The sequence below is a fragment of the Flavobacterium sp. W1B genome, from assembly GCF_047344965.1.
Taxonomy (GTDB): Bacteria; Bacteroidota; Bacteroidia; order Flavobacteriales; family Flavobacteriaceae; genus Flavobacterium.
Map to the genome: position 1 here is coordinate 2,754,095 of NZ_CP178845.1, position 21,391 is coordinate 2,775,485.

At 34.2% G+C, this 21,391-nt stretch carries 21 protein-coding genes; 13 read left to right on the forward strand and 8 right to left on the reverse strand.

Annotated elements, in window-relative coordinates; translation table 11 throughout:
* Window positions 1-79 precede the first annotated feature (79 nt).
* The 3 genes from ACMDB5_RS11965 to nadC form a co-directional block, all read right to left on the reverse strand.
* A complete protein-coding gene (locus tag ACMDB5_RS11965; protein WP_413998490.1) occupies window positions 80-511 on the reverse strand; it encodes a DUF2147 domain-containing protein in 432 nt (143 codons plus the stop codon).
* A gap of 128 nt (window positions 512-639) precedes the next feature.
* Window positions 640-1,566 carry a YihY/virulence factor BrkB family protein gene (locus ACMDB5_RS11970; RefSeq protein ID WP_413998491.1) on the reverse strand — a complete coding sequence of 309 codons (927 nt, stop codon included), beginning with the start codon at window positions 1,564-1,566 and terminating at the stop codon, window positions 640-642.
* Window positions 1,567-1,583: 17 nt separating this feature from the next.
* Window positions 1,584-2,441 (reverse strand): carboxylating nicotinate-nucleotide diphosphorylase, encoded by an 858-nt coding sequence (nadC, locus tag ACMDB5_RS11975; RefSeq protein ID WP_413998492.1) that lies wholly within the window; start codon window positions 2,439-2,441, stop codon window positions 1,584-1,586.
* A gap of 244 nt (window positions 2,442-2,685) precedes the next feature.
* Between nadC and ACMDB5_RS11980 the strand changes: the two genes are divergently transcribed.
* From ACMDB5_RS11980 to rlmH, 3 genes are all read left to right on the forward strand, one after another.
* The gene (locus ACMDB5_RS11980) at window positions 2,686-5,679 is read left to right on the forward strand and encodes an endo-alpha-N-acetylgalactosaminidase family protein (RefSeq protein WP_413998493.1); all 2,994 of its coding nucleotides are present in this window, start codon (window positions 2,686-2,688) and stop codon (window positions 5,677-5,679) included.
* A 360-nt stretch (window positions 5,680-6,039) separates the two neighbouring features.
* Complete coding sequence (locus tag ACMDB5_RS11985; RefSeq protein WP_413998494.1) at window positions 6,040-7,458, forward strand: adenosine deaminase; 1,419 nt, start codon at window positions 6,040-6,042, stop codon at window positions 7,456-7,458.
* Window positions 7,459-7,463: 5 nt separating this feature from the next.
* Entirely contained in the window at window positions 7,464-7,937 is a 474-nt protein-coding gene (gene rlmH, locus ACMDB5_RS11990) for a 23S rRNA (pseudouridine(1915)-N(3))-methyltransferase RlmH (RefSeq protein WP_413998495.1), read from the forward strand.
* 27 nt (window positions 7,938-7,964) lie between these two features.
* Here rlmH and ACMDB5_RS11995 read toward each other — a convergent pair whose 3' ends face one another.
* The gene (locus ACMDB5_RS11995; RefSeq protein ID WP_413998496.1) at window positions 7,965-8,600 is read right to left on the reverse strand and encodes a hypothetical protein; all 636 of its coding nucleotides are present in this window, start codon (window positions 8,598-8,600) and stop codon (window positions 7,965-7,967) included.
* Between the two features lies 1 nt (window position 8,601).
* The gene (folP, locus tag ACMDB5_RS12000; RefSeq protein WP_414000385.1) at window positions 8,602-9,426 is read right to left on the reverse strand and encodes a dihydropteroate synthase; all 825 of its coding nucleotides are present in this window, start codon (window positions 9,424-9,426) and stop codon (window positions 8,602-8,604) included.
* A 161-nt stretch (window positions 9,427-9,587) separates the two neighbouring features.
* On the opposite strand from folP, the gene ACMDB5_RS12005 reads away from it, so the two are divergent.
* The 8 genes from ACMDB5_RS12005 (at window position 9,588) to ACMDB5_RS12040 (ending at window position 16,351) form a co-directional block, all read left to right on the forward strand.
* Window positions 9,588-10,130 (forward strand): DUF1599 domain-containing protein, encoded by a 543-nt coding sequence (locus ACMDB5_RS12005; RefSeq protein WP_413998497.1) that lies wholly within the window; start codon window positions 9,588-9,590, stop codon window positions 10,128-10,130.
* A gap of 14 nt (window positions 10,131-10,144) precedes the next feature.
* The gene (locus ACMDB5_RS12010) at window positions 10,145-11,245 is read left to right on the forward strand and encodes a BT_3928 family protein (RefSeq protein WP_413998498.1); all 1,101 of its coding nucleotides are present in this window, start codon (window positions 10,145-10,147) and stop codon (window positions 11,243-11,245) included.
* Between the two features lie 266 nt (window positions 11,246-11,511).
* A complete protein-coding gene (locus tag ACMDB5_RS12015) occupies window positions 11,512-12,012 on the forward strand; it encodes a TlpA family protein disulfide reductase (RefSeq protein WP_413998499.1) in 501 nt (166 codons plus the stop codon).
* A gap of 40 nt (window positions 12,013-12,052) precedes the next feature.
* Entirely contained in the window at window positions 12,053-12,805 is a 753-nt protein-coding gene (gene tpiA / locus ACMDB5_RS12020; RefSeq protein WP_413998500.1) for a triose-phosphate isomerase, read from the forward strand.
* A 106-nt stretch (window positions 12,806-12,911) separates the two neighbouring features.
* Window positions 12,912-13,745: a 50S ribosomal protein L11 methyltransferase gene (prmA, locus tag ACMDB5_RS12025; RefSeq protein WP_413998501.1), complete on the forward strand. Its 834-nt coding sequence runs from the start codon at window positions 12,912-12,914 to the stop codon at window positions 13,743-13,745.
* Between the two features lie 189 nt (window positions 13,746-13,934).
* Window positions 13,935-14,210 carry an ATP-dependent Clp protease adaptor ClpS gene (locus tag ACMDB5_RS12030; protein ID WP_413998502.1) on the forward strand — a complete coding sequence of 92 codons (276 nt, stop codon included), beginning with the start codon at window positions 13,935-13,937 and terminating at the stop codon, window positions 14,208-14,210.
* Window positions 14,211-14,308: 98 nt separating this feature from the next.
* Complete coding sequence (locus ACMDB5_RS12035; protein WP_413998503.1) at window positions 14,309-15,580, forward strand: sterol desaturase family protein; 1,272 nt, start codon at window positions 14,309-14,311, stop codon at window positions 15,578-15,580.
* Between the two features lie 99 nt (window positions 15,581-15,679).
* A complete protein-coding gene (locus ACMDB5_RS12040; RefSeq protein ID WP_413998504.1) occupies window positions 15,680-16,351 on the forward strand; it encodes a lysoplasmalogenase in 672 nt (223 codons plus the stop codon).
* 47 nt (window positions 16,352-16,398) lie between these two features.
* Here the strand turns inward: ACMDB5_RS12040 and ACMDB5_RS12045 are convergent, their stop codons facing one another.
* The 3 genes from ACMDB5_RS12045 to ACMDB5_RS12055 all read right to left on the reverse strand — a co-directional run bounded on the left by ACMDB5_RS12045 (window position 16,399) and on the right by ACMDB5_RS12055 (window position 19,529).
* Complete coding sequence (locus ACMDB5_RS12045) at window positions 16,399-16,812, reverse strand: DUF6691 family protein (RefSeq protein ID WP_413998505.1); 414 nt, start codon at window positions 16,810-16,812, stop codon at window positions 16,399-16,401.
* Window positions 16,813-16,815: 3 nt separating this feature from the next.
* Window positions 16,816-17,373 carry a YeeE/YedE family protein gene (locus ACMDB5_RS12050; RefSeq protein WP_413998506.1) on the reverse strand — a complete coding sequence of 186 codons (558 nt, stop codon included), beginning with the start codon at window positions 17,371-17,373 and terminating at the stop codon, window positions 16,816-16,818.
* 266 nt (window positions 17,374-17,639) lie between these two features.
* The gene (locus ACMDB5_RS12055) at window positions 17,640-19,529 is read right to left on the reverse strand and encodes a peptidase U32 family protein (RefSeq protein ID WP_413998507.1); all 1,890 of its coding nucleotides are present in this window, start codon (window positions 19,527-19,529) and stop codon (window positions 17,640-17,642) included.
* A gap of 370 nt (window positions 19,530-19,899) precedes the next feature.
* On the opposite strand from ACMDB5_RS12055, the gene ACMDB5_RS12060 reads away from it, so the two are divergent.
* Window positions 19,900-20,358 carry a 2-dehydro-3-deoxyphosphooctonate aldolase gene (locus tag ACMDB5_RS12060; protein WP_413998508.1) on the forward strand — a complete coding sequence of 153 codons (459 nt, stop codon included), beginning with the start codon at window positions 19,900-19,902 and terminating at the stop codon, window positions 20,356-20,358.
* A 160-nt stretch (window positions 20,359-20,518) separates the two neighbouring features.
* Window positions 20,519-21,337: a 3-deoxy-8-phosphooctulonate synthase gene (gene kdsA / locus ACMDB5_RS12065; RefSeq protein WP_413998509.1), complete on the forward strand. Its 819-nt coding sequence runs from the start codon at window positions 20,519-20,521 to the stop codon at window positions 21,335-21,337.
* Window positions 21,338-21,391: the final 54 nt, after the last annotated feature.

Below are 21,391 nucleotides of genomic sequence, written 5' to 3' on the forward strand. Positions count from 1 at the left end.
TTTAGAATTCAGAATTAACATTTCTGGTTTAAAGTTTCTGATTCCGATTACAAAGCTTTAAACTTGAAAACAAAGAAAACTAATTTTTAACTCTGTACCAATATTGTGTTCTTCCTAATAACGAAAATCCAACATATCCTCTAACTTTTAGTTTGTCGTTTCCTTCAAGAGCTATGAAACATTTGTATAATTTACCGTTTTTGGGATCTAAAATTTTCCCTCCACTATATTCTGCTCCGTCTTTAGAAAGCCCTTTTATAACCGTAATTCCTTCTATAGGTTTATTAGCATCTTCGCCCGGACAGCTTTTACAAAGATCATTTTTATGAACTACATCTAAAACCTCAATCACCTTACCGTAAATTTTTCCTGATTTCTCGAAAATCTCAACTACAGATTTAGGTTTACCTGTTTCGTCATCGATTGTTTTCCATTTTCCGAGAACGCTTTTATTTTGTGCATAGAACAGCGTTGTAGCAAACAACAATGCAATTGTAATGATTTTTTTCATGGTTTTATTTTTTTTAGCCCTGATGGAAGCGGCATCCCACGCTTTTTGCGTGGATACAGCGTACAACAGGAATAGCTTCTTATTTTTATCAAATCTACTATAAAATTTACAGAACTTTTTCGGTTTTATTAAATATTCATTTTTTTTCTTTTCAGGTTGTTTATTGTCGCGTTCAGTTCAAAACCAAGGAGCAAAATCATGCAATTGATCCAGATATAGAACATGACAATTAACAATGTTCCTATAGAACCATAAAGTTGGTTGTATTGAGAGAATCGTATTACCCAAATTCCAAAAAAATAAGAAATTATTATGGTGAAAATCGTTGAAAAAACAGACCCTATTGAAATGAAAGACCTGCTTTTATCGTGCTTGGTTCCAAACTTAAAAAGAATCGATGTTGTGATTAGAATCATCAGAATTAAAAACCCATACCTGCCTAAAACAATCAATGGAATTTGCTCATTCATCAGTTCATGACCTGTTAATTTTTGGATAAAAACCTCAAAAACAATGATTATAGCCACAGTAAGTATCAACAAGAAAGATAATACTACTGACATTCCTACTGCCACAAAATATTGATGAAAAAAGCCTCTTTTTACAAGTACATGCCGCGAGGTTTCAAAACCTCCCAAAATAGAATTCAATCCATTGGCCATCAAAAAAATAGACAATAAAAAACCCGAAGACAGCAATCCGGAATGACTGTTATGCAAAATATCATTGATGATATTCTCAATGGCATAATAGGTATTGGGCGGCACTCCATCGGCAACAAATTTTAAAAAATCCTGCTGAAAACCTTCTATAGGAATGTAAGGAATGAGATTCAGAATAAAAAGTGCAAAAGGAAACAAAGCCATAAAAAAGCTGAAGGCAATCGCTCCTGCCCTATTTGACAAAGCTCCCTCGGCAATACCAATAATGTATAATTCCGATAAATCATAAAGAGACAAGCCCTCTAACCAACGTAATTTAATCCCTTTAAAAAAACGGACTAAATTTCGCAATACCGGGATTTTTTCTATTCTTTCTTCAATTTCTTGACTCATAGTATTCCGATTGCAGACTAAATCGCTTTCAAACTCAAATCCATATTATAAATAGAATGCGTCAAAGCACCTGATGAAATATAATTCACACCACATTCCGCATAGGCGCGTATGGTTTTTTCGTTGATATTTCCCGAAGATTCCGTTGAAGATTTGTCACCAATAAAAGCCACTGCTTCCCTAGTTGTTTCGTAATCAAAATTATCCAACAGGATTCTGAACACACCACCGCAGGCAACAATCTCTTTTACTTCATCCATGTTTCTGGCCTCGACGATGATTTTCAAATCTCGGTTAGTTTCTTTTAGATAGATTTTAGTTTTGGCTATTGCCAAAGTGATTCCGCCAGCGAAATCGATATGATTATCCTTCAGCATCACCATATCATACAAGGCAAAACGGTGGTTTTCTCCTCCGCCCAGTTTCACCGCCCATTTCTCGGCGACACGAAAACCAGGAGTTGTTTTGCGCGTATCCAAAATTCTAGTGTTTGTTCCCTCAAGCAATTGTACATAACTATTCGTTTTTGTGGCAATGGCTGACATGCGCTGCATAGAATTCAATACCATGCGCTCCGCTTTAAGAATGGACTGGGAACTTCCTGAAACATGAAATACCACATCACCGTATTTCACCGGGGTTCCGTCAGCTATAAAAGTTTCTATTGCTAAATTTGGATCTACATAACGGAAAATCATTTTGGCAAATTCTACACCGGCAATAATCCCTTCGTCTTTAACCAAGAGCTTTGCTTTTCCTTGGGCCGAAGCTGGAATACAAGCCAGTGAGCTGTGATCGCCATCACCTACATCTTCTCTAATGGCATTTGCAATTAGTATCTCTAACTCGTTTTGAAATTGTGCTTCGCTAATCATTTTTATAGGAAATTTATATAGTGCTAAAGTAGAACATATTTTGTGGAATTGAAAATTTGTTTTGGCGCTCCTGACTTCTATCTATTATCTGTTGTTTTGATTTTACTGAACACAAACCGGTAGGCACTGTTCTGTTAGTTGAAAAATATATTCTATTTTCGGATTTTTATATTTAGTTATTTAAAACTGAAAATAAACCCTTGAATCAAAAATTAATAAACAACTATAAATCAACTATTTTAAAATGAAATTACTCTTTCGCAATGCTTTTTTAGTTTTGACTTTGCAACTGCTGTCGATGCAAGCTCATGCTATCACAAACAAAAAGGGTCCTGATAACACCAATCCAGGACCAACTATCGCGTCAAAAACCATAAAAGTAACACTGGACTCTTCCTTCCCGAGAATCATTCAATACAATTGGATTTCAAACGGAACCGTTCTTTACGGACAAGAAGACCAATTATCGCAAGTGCTGGTTAACGGGAAACTTTATAGCCCGAAAACCACTTTTTCGATAGCAAAAAATGTAGCTAACTACGTATTGGATATTCCTGAAATCAAAGTTTCGGTAAAAATCCAAATCAAAGTGGTTGCTAATATCGTTGAATTTAATGTAACCCAAATTGCGGAAAATGGGACTTTCAAAGTGAGCACTTTTGAAATTCCAAACCATAATTTGGTTTCTGTAAGAAGTTCACAAACGGAGGCCTCTTTTTCCGGTGCTAAAATGTTTACTGCTGTAAAAGGAACCGGTGACGAATTCATCCCGCTTAAAGCATCAATGGCAAATGATAGCATCGCAAAAAATTACATGTATGGCATTGTCAATACAGCTCAGTTAGCGGCAAGTATATGGAGTAATTCCGTTACAGAAAAAAACGACGATTCCAGAGTTCAAAAACAGACTGTTACAAAAACGGATTATTCCCGCACAGGAATATGGAGTGGTTCTTGGATTTACCGCGCCAAAGGAATGAAAGCTACTGACCCGCTTCCTGTTGCCAAAATTGTCATTACCAATGATGCCAATCGAGATAATAAAGTAGATTGGCAGGATGGGGCAATCGCCTTTAGAAGCATCATGAACAACCCCATGGGTAGCGATAGAATCAAAGATTTGGTAGTACAACGTATTCCAATGAACTTTGGTAGTCAGGCAACCAATCCATTTACAAAAACATTAGATGAAACCAAAAGAATTTTCCTCAACACAGATGGTTTGGGTCAATATGTAATCCTAAAAGGATACGGATCTGAAGGACATGACTCTAAACATCCTGATTACGAAGACATCGGAAAAAAACAAGGTGGCGCCAAAGAAATGGAGCTACTTTGCAAGCAAGCCATTAAGTACAATGCTTTTATGGGAGTACATATCAATGCCACTGAATCTTATCCTGAAGCCACTGCGTTTAACGATTCCTTAGTTGATAAAACTAAAAAAGGTTGGGATTGGCTTGATCCTTCTTATTACATCAACAAACGTTACGACGCAACAACCAATAATAGAATGCTTCGCCTTAAAGCCTTGAAAGATCAAGTACCTTCATTGGCTTTTATTTATTGTGATGTTTGGTATGCCAAAGGAAGCTGGGACAGCCGAAAATTAGGCCGAGAAATCCATTCTTTGGGCTTAACACTAACAACTGAATTTCCTAATGATCATGAATACGATGCTATTTGGAATCACTGGGCTGTTGATTATAATTATGGAGGAAAAGATATTAAAGGATTCAATAGTCAAATTGTTCGATTCATTCGCAACCACCAAAAAGACACTTGGATTGCTAGACATCCTCTATTAGGCGGAACTGAAATGGATGATTTTGAAGGTTGGCAAGGAAGAAATAATATCGATAATTGTATCGAAATGACTTTCGGTACAGATTTATCAACAAAATACCTACAACATTTCCCAATCCTTAAATGGGAAGAAAACGCTATTTCTCTTGAAAAAAATGTAAGTGTTAGCTTAGTTTCGGGTAAAAGAACCATCATCAAAGATGGCAAAACGATATTAAATGGCGATACTTATCTTTTGCCTTGGAATCCTTATACCGAAGAAAAATTATATCATTGGAATCAAACCGGAGGAACAACTACTTGGGAATTGCCTAAAAGTTGGGCGAATTTAAAAACAGTTCAATTGTATAAATTAACCGATCAAGGAAGAGAATTTGTGCAACAAATTGAAGTAAAAAACGGTCAAATCATTTTACAAGCAGATTCAAAAACACCTTATGTTTTAGACAAAAAGAAAACGGAATCAAAAGTGGTGGCTAACTTTGGAGAAGGAACTTTTATAAAAGATCCGGGTTTCAATAATGGCAACCTAAAAAACTGGAAAGTAGATGGCAACGGAGCTAGCGTAGTCCGCAGTAAAATTGGACAGTATGAACTTGAAGTTAGCGGAACAACTGCTGTAACGGTAAGCCAAATACTTACTGGGTTAAAAGCAGGTAGTTACTATGCTTCCGTATACGTTTCAACTAATTCTGATAGAAGAGCCTATTTAGGCGTAAACAATTACGGAGGACAAGAAGTGAGCAACTATGCAAACAACACTTTGTGGAAAAACTATATTTCTGCCGATTCAAAGCGCGATACCAACATGCAACGTATGTATGTCTTTTTTAAAGTTCCTGAAGGACAAACTACGGCAAATTTATTCCTTCGTGCAGAAGCAGGTAATTCACAAGTCTTATTTGATGATATTCGTGTGGCAGCCATAAAACAAACAGCAAAACCTTCGAATGTGTTTTTTGAAGAAAACTTTGAAAATATTCCTGACGGATTGTACCCTTTCATCAAAGGACCTTCGGGAGGCGTAAATGACCCAAGAACTCATTTGGCTGAATTGCATGCACCTTATACCCAAAAAGGATGGAATGAAAAACCAATTGATGATGTAATCAACGGAAACTGGTCTTTAAAAGCCCATGGCGAGGAAGCGGGACTTTTATTGCAAACCATTCCGCAAACCATTCGATTCAAAGCAGGTAAAACCTATAGCGTGACTTTTAATTATGAAGCATCGGGAGCTGATTATGCATTAGTGATGGGAGACGGAACATCTACCAAAATAGCAGTTGCTATCAATACTGCAAACACTCCAACCAAAACTTCTTTTACTTTCATAGGATCTGAGAGTGGAAATTCATGGTTTGGAATCGAAAAATTAAATGGTAATCAAACTGACTTAGTTATTGATGATTTAGTTATTATCGAGAATTAATTTACACAAATTTTAATATCATAAATAAAAAGGAGCTTCCTATACTTGCCCCTTAAAAATCAAAATCAAGCTCTTTTAAAAGAGCTTGATTTTTTTTTATCCAATACCAAGATTTTTTTTAGTCCGTATTTTCAATTACATTTGCCTGCAAATTTAATTCAAATGCCGACATTTGAAAGATTTTTTCAGATTGTGTTTCCTAAAACAATAATCCTGAATAAAGAGTTAAAATTGCTCTGAAAAATACCTTTTCAACAAAAAAAAGACATGATGAAATGAGCGTGACGAAAATTTGATGCAAACACCAATAGCAGTTATGCGAATTACATATGCCCTTTAAAAAAGAATAAATAGCTACATATGAAACTAATTTATACGCTTCTTTTCTCAGCAATGCTGAATTTGAGCTACTCACAATCCCCTAGCCTTTATTTAGAAAAAATTAGAGATAATGAAGCGGCTTTAACCGCTTTTTTTTCACAAATGCCTAAAGGAGGTGATTTACACCATCATTTTAGCGGCTCCATCTATGCAGAACCAATCTTGGAAGATGCTATAAACGAAGATTTTTACCTGAATACAACAACCATGGAGGTGCTCAAGGAAAAGCCAGCCAAAGGAAACTGGGAGTGTTTCTCCAGCCTACGCAATCAAGGTGAACTGGATGTTTACAAACAAATGATAATGGAAAAATGGTCTGTGAAAGATTACAATCATGTGAGTTATCCTTCAGATAAATTATTTTTTGAATCTTTTGGCAAATTTAGCCCTGCCATTGAAGGGCATTTCGGAGAAGGATTATTAGAATTAAAAAACAGGGCTATTTCTGAAAATGTGAGTTACATTGAAACTCAATTATCAACAATTCCTTCCAATATTGATACTGCCGATTTATCCGATTTTAATGCTAAATTGAGGTTATTAGCCAACAAAAAGGATGAAAAAGGTATCAAAGCGCTTCTTGATTCGCTGTACAACACTTTACTAAAAAGAGAGGCTGCAAAGTATGCAAATGACTTTAATGCCAATTTTGTTAGCAAAATGCACCAAGAACTAAAGATTGACGATACCCGTTTTACGATGCGTTATCAAAACTTTGTGTTGCGTTTTATGGAACCGGTAGATTTGTTCAAAAATTTAGTGATTGCCTTTATCTCGGCCGATAACAGTCCACTTATGGCAGGCGTAAATATTGTTTCTCCCGAAGATGGCGAAACTTCGATGAAAGATTATTGGTTGCACATGGTTATGTTTAAATACTGTAACGGTCGTTTTCCAAATGTAAAATATACGATGCATGCGGGCGAACTTACCTTGGGACTGGTACAACCCGAAGATTTAACTTGGCACATTAACGAAGCGGTTCATACCGCTGGTTCTCACAGAATTGGACATGGAGTTGATATCGCTTATGAAAATAAATCTTATGAATTGTTGCGTTATATGGCAAAGAATGATATTCCAGTCGAAATCAATTTGGTTAGTAACGAATTCATTTTAAAAGTAAAAGAAAACCGCCATCCTATCTCTTTATACAGGGATTTTAATGTTCCTATTGTCATCAGTACGGATGATGCCGGAATATTAAGAACTAACATGACCGAACAATATGTTTTATTGGCAAAAAGATACAAAGACGTTACTTATGCCGATATCAAAAATTATGTATACAACAGTATCAACTATAGTTTTATCAAAGAAAAATCTGTTAAAAAACAATTATTAAAAGACTTAGATGCTCGTTTTAAGACTTTTGAGGCTAATTTTCCTTTAAAATAATCCTCATGAACATCAAACTCATCGCCATTGGAAAAACCGATAATAAAGCACTACAGTCTTTAATCGACGATTATACGAAGCGCTTGTCTTTTTATATCAAATTTGATTTGGATATTATTCCTGACATCAAGAATGTAAAAAACCTATCCGAAAGCCAACAAAAAGAAAAAGAAGGTGAATTAATTTTGTCAAAAATAACAGCCACCGACCAACTCATTTTATTGGACGAAAACGGAAAAAATTTCTCCAGTGTCGGTTTTTCGGAAGAATTACAAAAGAAAATGAACTCCGGCGTAAAAACTTTGGTTTTTGTGATTGGTGGTCCTTATGGTTTTTCGGATACCGTTTACGCCAAAGCACAAGGAAAAATTTCACTTTCGCTAATGACGTTTTCCCACCAAATGGTGCGTTTGTTTTTTATCGAACAATTGTATCGTGGCTTTACGATTTTAAGAAATGAGCCCTATCATCATCAATAAAAAATTATTTGTTGATTCGATTACTTTCTAAAAAACAAACTCTTGATTTTCGTCAAATTGCATTCCTTTTTTAGTAAAAATCAGACTCTGAATAAATATTTTATTCTGAATATAAGATTCGTAACTGCTGTTTTTATCAAAACATAAAAACATCGGAATATCATTTTCGCTGAATATATTGTTTAAATATTGCTGCAATTCGGCTTTAGCGACAACAACATCATTCACTTTAATTTTATCCTTATAAAAGTAAACTACTGGATTTTCTGAAAACGGTTTTTCCATTTTATAATGCACTTTGGTAAAAGGAATAAAAGCCATATTTTTTCCAATAGAATCAGCATAGGCATAATAATTCTCGGCCTTTTCATTTTTATGGGCTTTTTCTTTTCGCTTTTTATCTTGTAATTTCATAACCTCCGGAATAACGATTCGCAAAGGCAAACGCTTGTCGATATTAAGAATCCAATTGGTCGTAATAATACTGTTTTTACGATTGACTTCAGTCAAAGTATCTTTGCCGTTTGCTCTAAAAAACATATAAATGGGCGAATGATCGACAACATCGCTAACAACCGTTTTATTGGATTTAGGTAATAAAATATCTTCTTTATTTCCACAAGAAACCAATAAAAAAACAATAAACAAACTTAAATATTTCATTTTACAAATTCATTTTATTCCATAATTGTACACATTCTACCGCTTCTTTCACATCGTGAACCCTAAGAATCGATGCGCCTTTTGTCAAAGCAATTGTATTTAAAAAGGTGGTTCCGTTCAAAGCGTCTTTCGGACTGGAATTTAAAACCTTATAAATCATCGATTTTCTTGATATTCCAACCAGCAAAGGCAATTCCAACATTTGAAATAATTCCATTTTTTGCATTACTTCGTAATTTTGCTCTATTGTTTTGGCAAAACCGAAACCGGGATCAATAATCAAATCATTAATACCAAGACTTCTTGCTTTATGGATTTTTTCCGAAAAATAAAATAGCATTTCTTTGATGATATCCTCATAATTTGTCATGCTTTGCATTGTTTGCGGAGTACCGCGCATGTGCATCATAATATAAGGAACATTATATTTAGCAATAACATCAAACATTTTATCGTCTAGCTCACCAGCCGCAATATCATTGATAATTGCCGCTCCGTTTTCGATACAGGCTTTGGCAACTCCGGCTCTAAAAGTATCTATCGAAAGTAAGGCCTCGGGAAAATGTTTCAAGATTAATTGAACTGCAGGAATAATTCGGTCAAGTTCTTCTTGTTCCGAAACAAACTCTGCACTTGGTTTACTCGAATAAGCTCCTAAGTCAATAAAAGTGGCGCCATCGGCGATTATTTTTTCTACTTGAGATAGTATTTCGCTTTCGTCATTGTATTTTCCACCATCAAAAAAGGAATTGGGTGTCACATTTAAAATTCCCATTACCTTAGGAATTGATAAATCTATTAATTGTCCTTTACAGTTAATTGTCATTGTTTTTTTGTTTACAGTCATTTATCCGTTTTTCATTCTCTTAGCTCTTAGTATTCTTTTTGAGTTCAAAACGGCTATATTCAACAATCTTTCGGCTTAGATTTCCTTTCCAGAAAAAATATGCTATTTTTGAAGAAATTTTAGACAAATATACATCAATAATGAATAATACTTCTCAAGAATTCGATAATGTAATGGCGAGCTGCCGCTCTCTTTTCATTAATAAAATGAAAGATTATGGCAGTGCTTGGCGCATATTACGATTGCCTTCTTTAACAGATCAAATTTTCATAAAGGCGCAAAGAATTAGAAGCCTGCAAGAAAATGAAATCCGAAAAATTGACGAAGATGAAACAGGAGAATTTATCGGGATCATCAATTACTCGATTATGGCTCTAATCCAATTGGAACTTGGCGTAGCTGAGCAACCGGATTTAAACGTTGAAAAAGCAACTGAATTATACGATGCTAAAATAAAGTTGACCAAAGAATTAATGGAGGCCAAAAACCATGATTATGGAGAAGCTTGGCGCGAAATGAGAGTCAGTTCTCTAACCGATTTGATTTTGCAAAAACTCCTTCGCGTCAAACAAATCGAAGATAATAAAGGAAAAACAATCGTTTCTGAAGGCATCGATGCCAATTATCAGGACATGATCAATTACTCCATATTTGCATTGATATTAATGGGATTTAATAAATAAACTTTTAAATAAACATGAAAAATATAATTACACAATTTTCGCGGCTATTCGTAGGATTACTGTTCATCATTTCTGGATTAATAAAACTAAATGATCCTGTAGGTTTCTCTTATAAACTGGCCGAATATTTTAGTGAGCCCGTTTTTAACATCCCTTTCTTGGTTCCGCTTTCTTTGGTTTTAGCCTTGTTTTTAGTTATTCTAGAAGTTGTTTTAGGTGTGATGTTATTAATTGGTTACAAATCTAAAGTTACGATTTGGAGCTTATTGATTCTAATTGTGTTATTCACCTTTTTAACTTTTTATTCCGCTTACTTTGATGTAGTGAAAGACTGTGGTTGTTTTGGCGATGCTTTAAAACTGACTCCTTGGCAATCCTTTACTAAGGATATCATTTTATTGTTCTTCATTATTATTTTATACCTAAATCAAAAATTGGTAAAACCATTATTTGAAAATAAAATACAAAATCTAATCGCTTATATAACCATCATTTTATGTATGTTTATGGGTGTTTGGGTTCTTAATCATTTGCCTTTAATTGATTTCAGAGCTTATAAAATAGGATCTAATATTCAAAAAGGAATGGAGATTCCGGAAGGAGCACCAAAATCAGTGGTAGAAATGCTATTTATTTACAATGTAAATGGAGTAAACAAAGAGTTTTCTGAGAAAGATTTGATGAATATTCCTGAAGGAGCCACATTTGTAGACCGAAAAGACAAAGTAATTACCGAAGGCTACGTTCCTCCTATTCATGATTTCACGATGATGAAAGATGGTTCTGATTATAAAGATGAATTGTTATTAGAACCTAAATTATTGATGATGGTATCTTATGATTTGACAATTTCCGAAAAAGAGGGAATGTCAAAACTGGAAAAATTAAATCAAGAAGCCAAAGCCAAAGGATACAAAGTAATTGGTATGACAAATTCTACTGTGGAAGAAATTGCAAAAGCCCAGAAAAAATACGGACTTACATTTGACTTTTATACCTGCGATGCCATCACCTTAAAAACAATTGAAAGATCTAATCCTAGTATCGTCATTCTTGAAAAAGGAACTGTAAAGCAAAAAGTACATTACAACGACATCAAAGATTTGAAATTGTAAAAAATAAGAATGGGTTTCAAGTTTCAAAATGTTCGAAACTTGAAACCTTTTTTTTTGACGATATAAAAATTCGTTTAAGCTTAGATTTGTTGGCTTTTAAAGTTCGAAAAAACAAATTACCCAAATACATTATAACCTAAATCATCAAATTATTTATTAACTATAACGTTATCATTTTTTGATTTTCGAATTCTGCTTTCAAAAATCCCCAAAACCCTTTATATCATTCCATTTGTTTGTTTAACTTTACTGAAATTATAATAAAAATGAAAAAAATAATCGCTTTATTAGTCGTATTGGCAACATTTTCTTGTTCAGATACAAATGCTCAGAAAACTAAATTTTCTAAAGAAGCATTGTCCGAAAAATTATTAGCTACTGATAACGGACAAGTTGCATTTAAAGACATATTAAAAAAATACAAAGGAAAAACTTTAGTAATAGAAGTTTGGGCTTCCTGGTGTGGTGATTGTATAAAAGCAATGCCAAAGGTAAAAGAATTGCAGGCTAAGAATCCGGATGTCTCTTATTTGTTCATTTCTATGGATAAAACAGCCGATAAATGGAAAGCCGGAATAGAGAAACACGAAATCAAAGGAGATCATTTCATGGCAAACGATCAAATGAAAGGTGTATTTGCTAAAGCTATTGACGTAGATTGGATTCCAAGATATATCATTGTGGACAAAACCGGTAAAATTGTATTGTATCGCGCCATAGAAACTGATTTTGATAAAATCAATGAAACCTTAGCCAAATTAAAATAAGAACTAAAAATAGAATATCTAAAATATAACCGAACTGAAAATGAGAAAAAAGATAGTAGCTGGAAACTGGAAAATGCATAAAAATGCAGAACAAACAGAAGATTTATTGAACGAATTAATTGCAAAAATACCTACTGATACAGAAACACAAGTAATCGTTGCTCCTACTTTCGTTAATTTGGCCTCAGCGGTTGATCATTTGGAATTCACAAATATAGATGTTGCTGCACAAAATATGCATCAAGCTGAAGCGGGTGCTTACACAGGAGAAATTTCTGCTGATATGTTGCAAAATGTTGGTGTAAATACCGTAATTCTTGGACATTCAGAGCGCAGAGCTATTTTCAATGAAACAGATGCTCTAATCGCAAACAAAGTTGACACTGCCTTAGAACATGATATGACTGTTATTTTCTGTTTTGGAGAAGAATTGAAAGATCGTCAGTCTAAAAATCATTTTAATGTGGTTGAAAACCAATTAAAAGATGGTCTGTTTCATACTAAAACAACTGACTGGGGAAATATTGTTTTGGCTTACGAGCCAGTTTGGGCTATTGGAACTGGAGAAACTGCTTCGCCAGAACAAGCACAAGAAATGCATGAATTCATCAGACAAACTGTACGCACCGCTTACGGAAAAGAAGTTGCTGAAGAAGTATCAATCCTTTATGGTGGAAGTGTAAAACCAGAAAACGCAAAAGAAATCTTCTCTAAACCTGATGTAGACGGTGGTCTTATTGGTGGAGCTGCGCTAAAAGCAGACGATTTTGCAGCAATTGTGAATGCAATCTAAACGCCTTAAATAACATACAAGAAAGCGGTAAATTGTATTTTACCGCTTTTTTTATTTTTATAATATTCCCTAAAAGAGAAATGCTACCTTTGCAAAAAAAATAAACATGTCAAATATCTATATAGGTTACCATTTTACCATAGAACCAAAAGAACTGGGTTCAGAAATATTAATCGCCGAATTAGGAGAAACGGCTTTTGAAAGTTTTACTGAAACCGAAACTGGTATTTCTGCCTTTGTACAAAAAGATTTATGGGACGAAGCCATTTTGGAAAACATCCATATTTTGAAATCCGAAGAATTTAAAATTGATTATACTTTCGAAGAAATCGATCAGGTCAACTGGAATGAGGAATGGGAAAAGAATTTTGAACCTATCGATGTGGAAGGAAACTGCCATGTTCGCGCACCTTTTCACCCTAAAACAGATGCCGAATTTGATATTGTAATCGAACCAAAAATGAGTTTTGGTACCGGTCATCACGAGACAACGCACATGATGATTCAGCATTTATTAGAAATCGATGTTCGCGGAATGAAGACACTTGATATGGGATGCGGAACGGCTATATTGGCCATTCTTGCCGAAATGAAAGGTGCTCAACCTATTGATGCTATTGATATTGACAACTGGTGTTATTTGAACTCTATTGAGAATGCCGAACGCAATAACTGCAAGCACATCACCGTTTATGAAGGCGAAGCTTCATTATTGGAAGGCAAAAAATACGATTTGATCATTGCTAACATCAACAGAAACATTTTGTTGAATGACATGCAAAGTTATGTTGATTGTTTGAATCCAAATGGGACTCTGCTTTTAAGTGGTTTTTATGTAGAAGATATCCCATTTATTGAGGCTTCTTGCACTGAAAAAGGTTTAACTTATGTTAAAAAGTTTGAAAGAAACAATTGGGTTTCTTTAAAATTCGTAAATTAGCAGAACCATACTAACTTACTGGAAGTCAACAGTAAATTTATCTTTACATATTTATATTACTTTCGAAAAATTTAATGCATTAATGAAGATTATAAATCCCCTTTTGAATCGATACAAAAATTTGTGTTTTGTATTTTTAAAAAACGACCAGTCAACTGAATTTTTATTTAACTACAAAATTATTTAAAAATGAGCACTAAAGTAAAAACAAGAGAGAGAGTCAGCGCAAAAGAAGCAACATCCATAAATAATGAAATCGTAGTTTATAATGATGATGTTAATACTTTTGACCACGTAATTGACACCTTAATGCGTGTATGCGAACATACACCTGAGCAAGCCGAACAATGTTCCTTGATTGTACATTATAACGGAAAATGCACTGTAAAAACAGGTCCTTTGGACAAATTAAAGCCACAATGTATCCAATTATTGGAAGCAGGATTAAGCGCTGAAATTATTTAATCGTTACAGAATCGGTTTTTATAAATTATTTTTTATTATCAATAATTCACAAAACATTCTATTTTATTCTATATTTGAATGAAATAGAATGTTTTTTTATGGAAGAATACGGTAAAATACTAATTATTGCTATGCCTGTATTTCTATTGTTGATTATAATAGAAAAAGCATATGGCATATATATAAAAGAAGATAATGTTCCATTAATGGACAGTGTTTCCAGCATCAGTTCCGGAATTACCAATGCCGTAAAAGATGTTTTAGGTCTTAGTCTCACTTTCATTTCCTATGAATGGATGCTTTCTAAAGTGGCTGTTTTTCATATGGAAAGCAGCGTCCTTACCTATTTGATCGCTTTTTTTATAATTGATTTTTATGGCTATTGGACCCATCGATTAGCCCATCAAATTAATTTTTTCTGGAACAAACACGCCATACATCACAGCAGTGAGGAATTTAACTTGGCTTGTGCTTTGAGACAAACTGTTTCCAGTTTTGTAAATCTCTTCACTTTCTTGCTTATTCCTGCCGCCATTATTGGGGTTCCGGCAACAGTCATTGCCATTACGCTTCCTATTCAATTGTTTTTACAATTTTGGTATCATACCAAGCATATCAAAAAAATGGGTTTTCTGGAGCATATTTTGGTCACGCCATCGCATCATAGAGTGCATCACGCCATCAATCCGGAATACATTGACAAAAACCATTCGCAAATATTTATTTTTTGGGACAAATGGTTTGGAACTTTTCAGGAAGAATTAGAAACAGCTCCTCCTGTTTTTGGTATTACGAGACCCGCTCAAACTTGGAATCCTATCCGAATCAATTTTCAGCATTTAGCCTTATTGATTTCCGATGCATGGCGAGCCGAGAACTGGAAAGATAAATTTACCATTTGGTTTAAACCAACTGGGTGGCGTCCTGAAAATTTTGAAGAAAAATATCCTGTAAATAAGATTACAGATGTCTATAATTTCAATAAATATGGTACCGAAAACTCATCAAAATTAATCTATTGGTCGGTTACCCAAGTTTTAACAACCTTGTTATTTGTCACTTTTTTATTCGATAATATTGCAGTGATTGGTTTGCCAAACATATTCATTTATGGTTTGTTTATATTCGTGACCATTTACAGCTATTCTGAATTAATGGACAGTCGAAATTCTTCAGTTTTTTGGGAAACAATCCGATTCCTTTTTGGAATAAGCATTCTTTTCTATTTTGGAAATTGGTTTGGACTCAATGCTCAACTACCAATAATCAATTATATTATTGGTAGTTATCTATTAATTTCATTGAGTATATCGGCCTATTTTGTTGCTTTTGAGTTTAAAGCTAAAAAAGCAATTCTTGTCAATTCCTAAAAGCTTCTTATGAAATGAGCATCACTGTAAATTGGTAGCAAACACCAATCAGGATATGCGAATTACATATGACCTTAAAAAAACAATAAATATCTAAATATGAAAAGCAGCACTTTTTTATTAAGTTATATTGGCTTTAGTTTCATTTATCTTCTCATCATCTTAACAGGACAAGAAGATGTGGCATGGTATTTAAAACCGTTTTTACTTCCTTTTTTACTATTGGGAGTCTATTTTTACAATGACTTTCCTTCTAAAAAATTCTTACTAACGGCATTGACTTTTTCCTGGATTGGAGATGTTATTTTACTTTTTGCCGAGAGAGATGACTTGTTTTTCATTTCGGGATTAATCGCATTCTTAATTTCACACATTGTCTACATACTCCTATTTAACAAACAACTAAAAGAAAAAAACAAAAAAAACAAAGCAGTTTATTGGATTGGCGTGACGGTAATCATTGCTTATTTATTTGTAATGCTCACCATTTTATTGCCGAGTCTTGGCGATTTACAAATTCCTGTTCTAGTCTATGCCATAGTAATTTCGACGATGTTGTTATTTGCCTTAAAAGGTTTTTTAAGCTGGAGTGAACCCGCAAATTGGTATATACTCATTGGCGCAATTATTTTTGTGAGTTCTGATAGCATTTTGGCTTTCAATAAGTTTAAAGAGCCTATTGTATTGAGTTCCTTCCTGATCATGGTCACTTATCTTGCGGCACAATTTTTAATCGTAAAAGGAATTTTAAAATTAAATCAAAAAAAATAGCATCTCCTTTTCAGAAAATGCTATTTGTAATTTGAAATTATTTTTAATTAATGAGGCAATTTCTTTTGAAATAAACCATAAATGTAGGTTCCAAGCAAAGCACCGAAAAGTACTATACCAACATTCCAAAAACCGGCACCAAGCAATATAAAAATAGGTCCCGGACAAGAACCAACAAGTGCCCATCCCAATCCAAAAAACAAACCACCTACCCAATAACGAACAGATCCTTTTTCCTTGTCTTGAATTTCAATAGGCATCCCTTCGATGTCTTTTATATTTTTTCTTTTTATAATTTGAATTCCAATCAATCCCGTTGCAATCGCTACAGAAATAATCCCGTACATATGGAAAGACTGAAATTGAAACATTTCATAAATTCGATACCAAGAAACCGCTTCTGATTTTGTAAGAACAATTCCGAAAACAAAGCCAACTAATAAATATTTTAATACTTTCATGTTTTAAAAAATTAAGGGTAATAAAAAATGAGCCATGATCAATCCGCCGATAAAAAAGCCGATAACCGCTTTTAAAGAAGGTAATTGTAAATTACTTAAGCCTGAAATAGCGTGTCCTGAGGTACAACCACCTGCGTAACGGGAGCCAAAACCAATTAAGACACCTCCAATAATTAAAATAAAAATATGCTTTGGCGACTCAAAAATCTGACTTCCAAAAAGCGCATCCGGCATCAATTTACCATTTGGTGCCTCAATTCCCATTTGAGCTAACTGTGCAATCGTTTTTGGATTAATATCAACATTTGAGGGATCAGCCATAAAATGAACCGCTACAAAACCTCCTAACATGGCTCCTAAAACCACAACTAAATTCCAACGTTGCGACTTCCAATCAAAATTGAAAAAACCAACGCGTTTCCCTAATCCGGCCATAGAACAAAGAGAGCGCAAATTAGATGACATCCCGAATGTCTTACCAAAATAAACCAAAGAAAGCATGATCATGCCAAGTAAAAAACCGGAAACATACCAGCTCCATGTTTGAAAAATAAAATCCATATTGTATATTTTTTTAGGCAAATATAAGAAGCTTTCATTATTAGAAATGTGAGAAATGTTACATTAGCCCAAAAAGTATTCAACTTCCCTCAAAAGACATGCTATAATTGACAAATATTTGCGTTAGATCCCGATTTCAAATTGAGCAACTATATTTAAAATAATGAAAAAGTAAGTTCTAAACTAATCATTGGCATAAAAAAGAAAAACTACAGTACAAATCAAATGTGCTGTAGTTTTTTTATTTTAAGAATCGAGCTTTAAATTTATCTTTTCTTTACGTAATCCAGTTGATCATCTTGGTCTATAATTTCAAATTCGGCGTCTTTTTCCCAAATTTCCATCTCACAAGGTTTGCAATTGAATTTCAATTTATACTCGTTTTCACCATGTTTTAAGGTTAGCGGTTCTGCCACTTTCTCTCCCATCGTTGCTCTTTGGAATCTAGCACATTTACCCAACTCATATTTCACGCAATATTTGGTTGTCATCACGCGTGCTTTTCCCGGATCCCATTGCAGTTCGAATGCTTTTTCGATCTCGGTTACACCATGTCTTTTATAAAAAGCTTTGGCTAATTTGTTCGAAACATTAAAGGTGAAATCCAATTTTTCGGTTGGATAAGGAATATCTGATTTCGTAATCTGGAATTCTTCTCTATGGTATTCGTTGATTCGAATGTCAATGAGCTGTTCCAACACCGTTCTTCGCACTTCGTTTACTTTTGAAATAGGTAAAAACCAATTTTTAGTAAACTCCACTTCAATATCATCAACAATAAAAGGTGTATTTCCAGTTTTAGCTAAGTTTTTAGTAATATTTGGAACCACTGATTCTTCGCTTTTAGCCTCTTCTTTTTCGGCAACCAAAGTAGCAACACTCACATGTCCATCTTCATCAATAGCAGTTAATTGAAAACCATCCTGAGTTTCTGTAAATTGAAGATTTACGCCAATTTTTCTAACCGCAGCATTTTCTTTTTCTACAATTCGATTGAATTCCGCATCCGAATTTCGATAAATAACTGTTCCTACAGCAATGTTTTTAAAGGTGTTTGGTATCACAATATCATTCACAATAATATTGATTTGTACGCCATCAGCAATACCTTCTTCATTTATGAAAAATAAACCATCTCCGTTGTTCAGCTTATCATGATTTTCAATCACATAACCATTGGCTTTGATTTCAGTTATGGCACCTATGTATTGTCCTTGGGATTTTGGACTTTCCCAATTTCCAATTTTCTCTTTTCTTTGGTTTACAAAATAATCCGTGTAGCCTCTATTGAAACTTCTGTCCATTTCTGGTTCGAAATTATAGAAGGTTCTACCAGAAGATGCTTTTTGGAAACTCTCATTATTTTCTAAGAAAGCATCTAATTTCTTTCTTAAAAATGAAGTATTATTTTTTACGTAAACAATATCTTTTAATCGACCTTCAATTTTAAACGAAGTAATCCCTGCCTCAATTAAACTCGGCAATTGGTCACTAAGATCTAAATCTTTTATCGAAAGTAAATGGCTTTCGGTTAGCAAAGTCGTTCCGTTTCCATCAATCAAGTTGTACGGCAAACGACAGTTTTGAGCACAAGAACCACGATTGGCACTGCGTTCTCCTCCGGCAATACTCATATAACAATTTCCGCTAAAAGACACGCAAAGCGCTCCCGAAACAAAAAATTCTAATTCTACATCCGTTGCTGCAGCAATATCTCTTACTTGGTCTAAATTTAATTCTCTGGCTAAAACCACACGTTGCATCCCAATATCTTTAAGGAATTTGACATGTTTTGGTTCACGGTTGTTCGCTTGCGTACTGGCGTGAATTACTATTGGAGGTAAATCCATTTCCATAATTGCCATGTCTTGCACAATAAGCGCATCGACTCCAATATCGTATAAATGATGGATTAATTTTTTACAAGAATCTAATTCATTATCATACAAGATCGTATTAATAACCACAAAAACTTGCGCTTTGAATAAATGGGCATATTTAACCATCTCGGCAATATCCTCTACAGAATTAGTCGCATTAGTGCGCGCTCCAAATTGTGGTGCTCCAATATAAACAGCATCTGCACCCGCATTGATAGCGGCAATTCCTTGAACCAAATTTTTGGCTGGGGCAAGGATTTCTATTTTCTTTTTCATTTGTGGCTTTTTATTCTATTTTTAAAGTCAAATGTAATTCGCATAAATAATTTTTGCTGTTGGCACGAATTAAAGTTATGCTCATTTCATAGGAAATTAAACTACTATATCTTTTCTGTCTTAAAAAATGCAAAACTACTAAATACTTGATAAAAAGACAGAATTATGTTTAGAATTAGCTGACAAATTCGAAACTGAAGTTCTATTTCTTACAATTAAGCCCCATTTTCATCCTTTAGTGAAAACTATTTCATCAAAACAAAAAACAATTTTCTATAGTACGATCATTTAAAGTTCTCATTATATTTGTAGTTAAAATCAGAATTCCCAATTGCACTTTTATCTTCAACTGCTCAAAACAACTAAAAATATGAAAAAAACTTTTGTTTTTATTGCCCTACTAATTCTTTGCGTTTCTTGTATAAGCACTAAGTCAACACTTAAAAACATTGATGATAATGCCCCAATTCCCAAACTTACCAAAGACAACAGTTTTGTGATTACGGAATACAGCAAAGACAAAAAATACGGCTATGATAAGGATTATCCCATCAATGTTTTTTACAGAGATACCAAAGACGAATCTATAAATCAAGAACGATTTTTGAATGCTTTGGCCGGACCAAATGGAGAAAAAATCTCTTTCAAAAAATTAGAAAGCTGCTGTCCATTTCCAACGAAGAGAACCGAATTAGGAGCTGGATTCTTAGGTGTCTACGAAATAAAATGGGAAGGTCAAAAAAAGCCCGTTATACTTTATATAAACATTTATGAAAAAGGTTATTTATTGGTTCCTGTTGGACTTAGTTTGAAAAAAATTGAACTCTAAACGAATGTCCTAGCCCCGATAGCAGCGACATCCTTTATCTTTTTTCTTTAAAAAGATAAAGATATAGCGTAGAGCGGGAAACGGCTTCAAATTATTCGCAAATCATAAATCGTTAATCGCAAATCATAACTATCTTTGCAGTTTTAAAATAATACCTATTATGAACATACACGATATTCCACAAATTAAACATACCGATAGCGGTAACTTCTTTTTACTTGCAGGACCTTGCGCAATCGAAGGTGAAGAAATGGCGATGAGAATCGCTGAAAAATTAGTCGGCATCACCGATAATCTACAAATTCCTTTCGTTTTCAAAGGTTCTTTCAAAAAAGCAAATCGTTCTAGAATAGACAGTTTTTGTGGAATTGGAGACGAAAAAGCACTGAAAATTCTAAGAAAGGTTTCAGAAACTTTCGGAGTTCCAACCGTAACTGATATTCATACGAATGAGGATGCTGCAATGGCTGCTCAATATGTAGATATTTTACAAATTCCCGCTTTTTTAGTTCGTCAAACGGATTTAGTTGTAGCTGCCGCCAATACAGGAAAAACGGTAAACCTGAAGAAAGGACAATTTATGAGTCCGGAAAGCATGAAACACGCGGTTCAAAAAGTTTTGGATTGCAACAATCAAAATGTAATGGTTACGGATCGCGGAACGATGTTTGGTTACCAAGACATGATTGTTGATTTTAGAGGAATTCCTACTATGCAGCAATATGCTACAACGGTTCTTGATGTTACGCATTCCTTGCAACAACCCAACCAAACAGCTGGTGTAACCGGCGGAAGACCTGATATGATTGAAACCATTGCAAAAGCAGGAATTGCTGTTGGAGTTGATGGTATCTTTATAGAAACCCATTTTGATCCCGCTAATGCAAAAAGTGATGGAGCTAATATGCTTCACTTGGATTACTTTGAAGCCTTAATGACTAAACTGGTTGCTATCAGAAAAACCGTGAATTCTTTTTAAATTTTATATCTAGTTCATTGAAAAATATACTTTTATATTCAGCATTTTTAGCAT

What these genes read in the sequence shown, in the direction of transcription:
- ACMDB5_RS12050 (WP_413998506.1), bottom strand. Translation starts at nt 17,373, where the DNA reads ATGGATTTTATTTTTCAAACATGGAGCTGGTATGTTTCCGGTTTTTTA.
- tpiA (WP_413998500.1), top strand. Translation starts at nt 12,053, where the DNA reads ATGAGAAAAAAGATAGTAGCTGGAAACTGGAAAATGCATAAAAATGCA.
- ACMDB5_RS12030 (WP_413998502.1), top strand. Translation starts at nt 13,935, where the DNA reads ATGAGCACTAAAGTAAAAACAAGAGAGAGAGTCAGCGCAAAAGAAGCA.
- ACMDB5_RS12045 (WP_413998505.1), bottom strand. Translation starts at nt 16,812, where the DNA reads ATGAAAGTATTAAAATATTTATTAGTTGGCTTTGTTTTCGGAATTGTT.
- ACMDB5_RS12055 (WP_413998507.1), bottom strand. Translation starts at nt 19,529, where the DNA reads ATGAAAAAGAAAATAGAAATCCTTGCCCCAGCCAAAAATTTGGTTCAA.
- rlmH (WP_413998495.1), top strand. Translation starts at nt 7,464, where the DNA reads ATGAACATCAAACTCATCGCCATTGGAAAAACCGATAATAAAGCACTA.
- ACMDB5_RS11985 (WP_413998494.1), top strand. Translation starts at nt 6,040, where the DNA reads ATGAAACTAATTTATACGCTTCTTTTCTCAGCAATGCTGAATTTGAGC.
- ACMDB5_RS12060 (WP_413998508.1), top strand. Translation starts at nt 19,900, where the DNA reads ATGAAAAAAACTTTTGTTTTTATTGCCCTACTAATTCTTTGCGTTTCT.
- ACMDB5_RS12005 (WP_413998497.1), top strand. Translation starts at nt 9,588, where the DNA reads ATGAATAATACTTCTCAAGAATTCGATAATGTAATGGCGAGCTGCCGC.
- prmA (WP_413998501.1), top strand. Translation starts at nt 12,912, where the DNA reads ATGTCAAATATCTATATAGGTTACCATTTTACCATAGAACCAAAAGAA.
- ACMDB5_RS11995 (WP_413998496.1), bottom strand. Translation starts at nt 8,600, where the DNA reads ATGAAATATTTAAGTTTGTTTATTGTTTTTTTATTGGTTTCTTGTGGA.
- folP (WP_414000385.1), bottom strand. Translation starts at nt 9,426, where the DNA reads ATGACAATTAACTGTAAAGGACAATTAATAGATTTATCAATTCCTAAG.
- ACMDB5_RS11970 (WP_413998491.1), bottom strand. Translation starts at nt 1,566, where the DNA reads ATGAGTCAAGAAATTGAAGAAAGAATAGAAAAAATCCCGGTATTGCGA.
- kdsA (WP_413998509.1), top strand. Translation starts at nt 20,519, where the DNA reads ATGAACATACACGATATTCCACAAATTAAACATACCGATAGCGGTAAC.
- ACMDB5_RS12015 (WP_413998499.1), top strand. Translation starts at nt 11,512, where the DNA reads ATGAAAAAAATAATCGCTTTATTAGTCGTATTGGCAACATTTTCTTGT.
- nadC (WP_413998492.1), bottom strand. Translation starts at nt 2,441, where the DNA reads ATGATTAGCGAAGCACAATTTCAAAACGAGTTAGAGATACTAATTGCA.
- ACMDB5_RS12035 (WP_413998503.1), top strand. Translation starts at nt 14,309, where the DNA reads ATGGAAGAATACGGTAAAATACTAATTATTGCTATGCCTGTATTTCTA.
- ACMDB5_RS11965 (WP_413998490.1), bottom strand. Translation starts at nt 511, where the DNA reads ATGAAAAAAATCATTACAATTGCATTGTTGTTTGCTACAACGCTGTTC.
- ACMDB5_RS12010 (WP_413998498.1), top strand. Translation starts at nt 10,145, where the DNA reads ATGAAAAATATAATTACACAATTTTCGCGGCTATTCGTAGGATTACTG.
- ACMDB5_RS11980 (WP_413998493.1), top strand. Translation starts at nt 2,686, where the DNA reads ATGAAATTACTCTTTCGCAATGCTTTTTTAGTTTTGACTTTGCAACTG.
- ACMDB5_RS12040 (WP_413998504.1), top strand. Translation starts at nt 15,680, where the DNA reads ATGAAAAGCAGCACTTTTTTATTAAGTTATATTGGCTTTAGTTTCATT.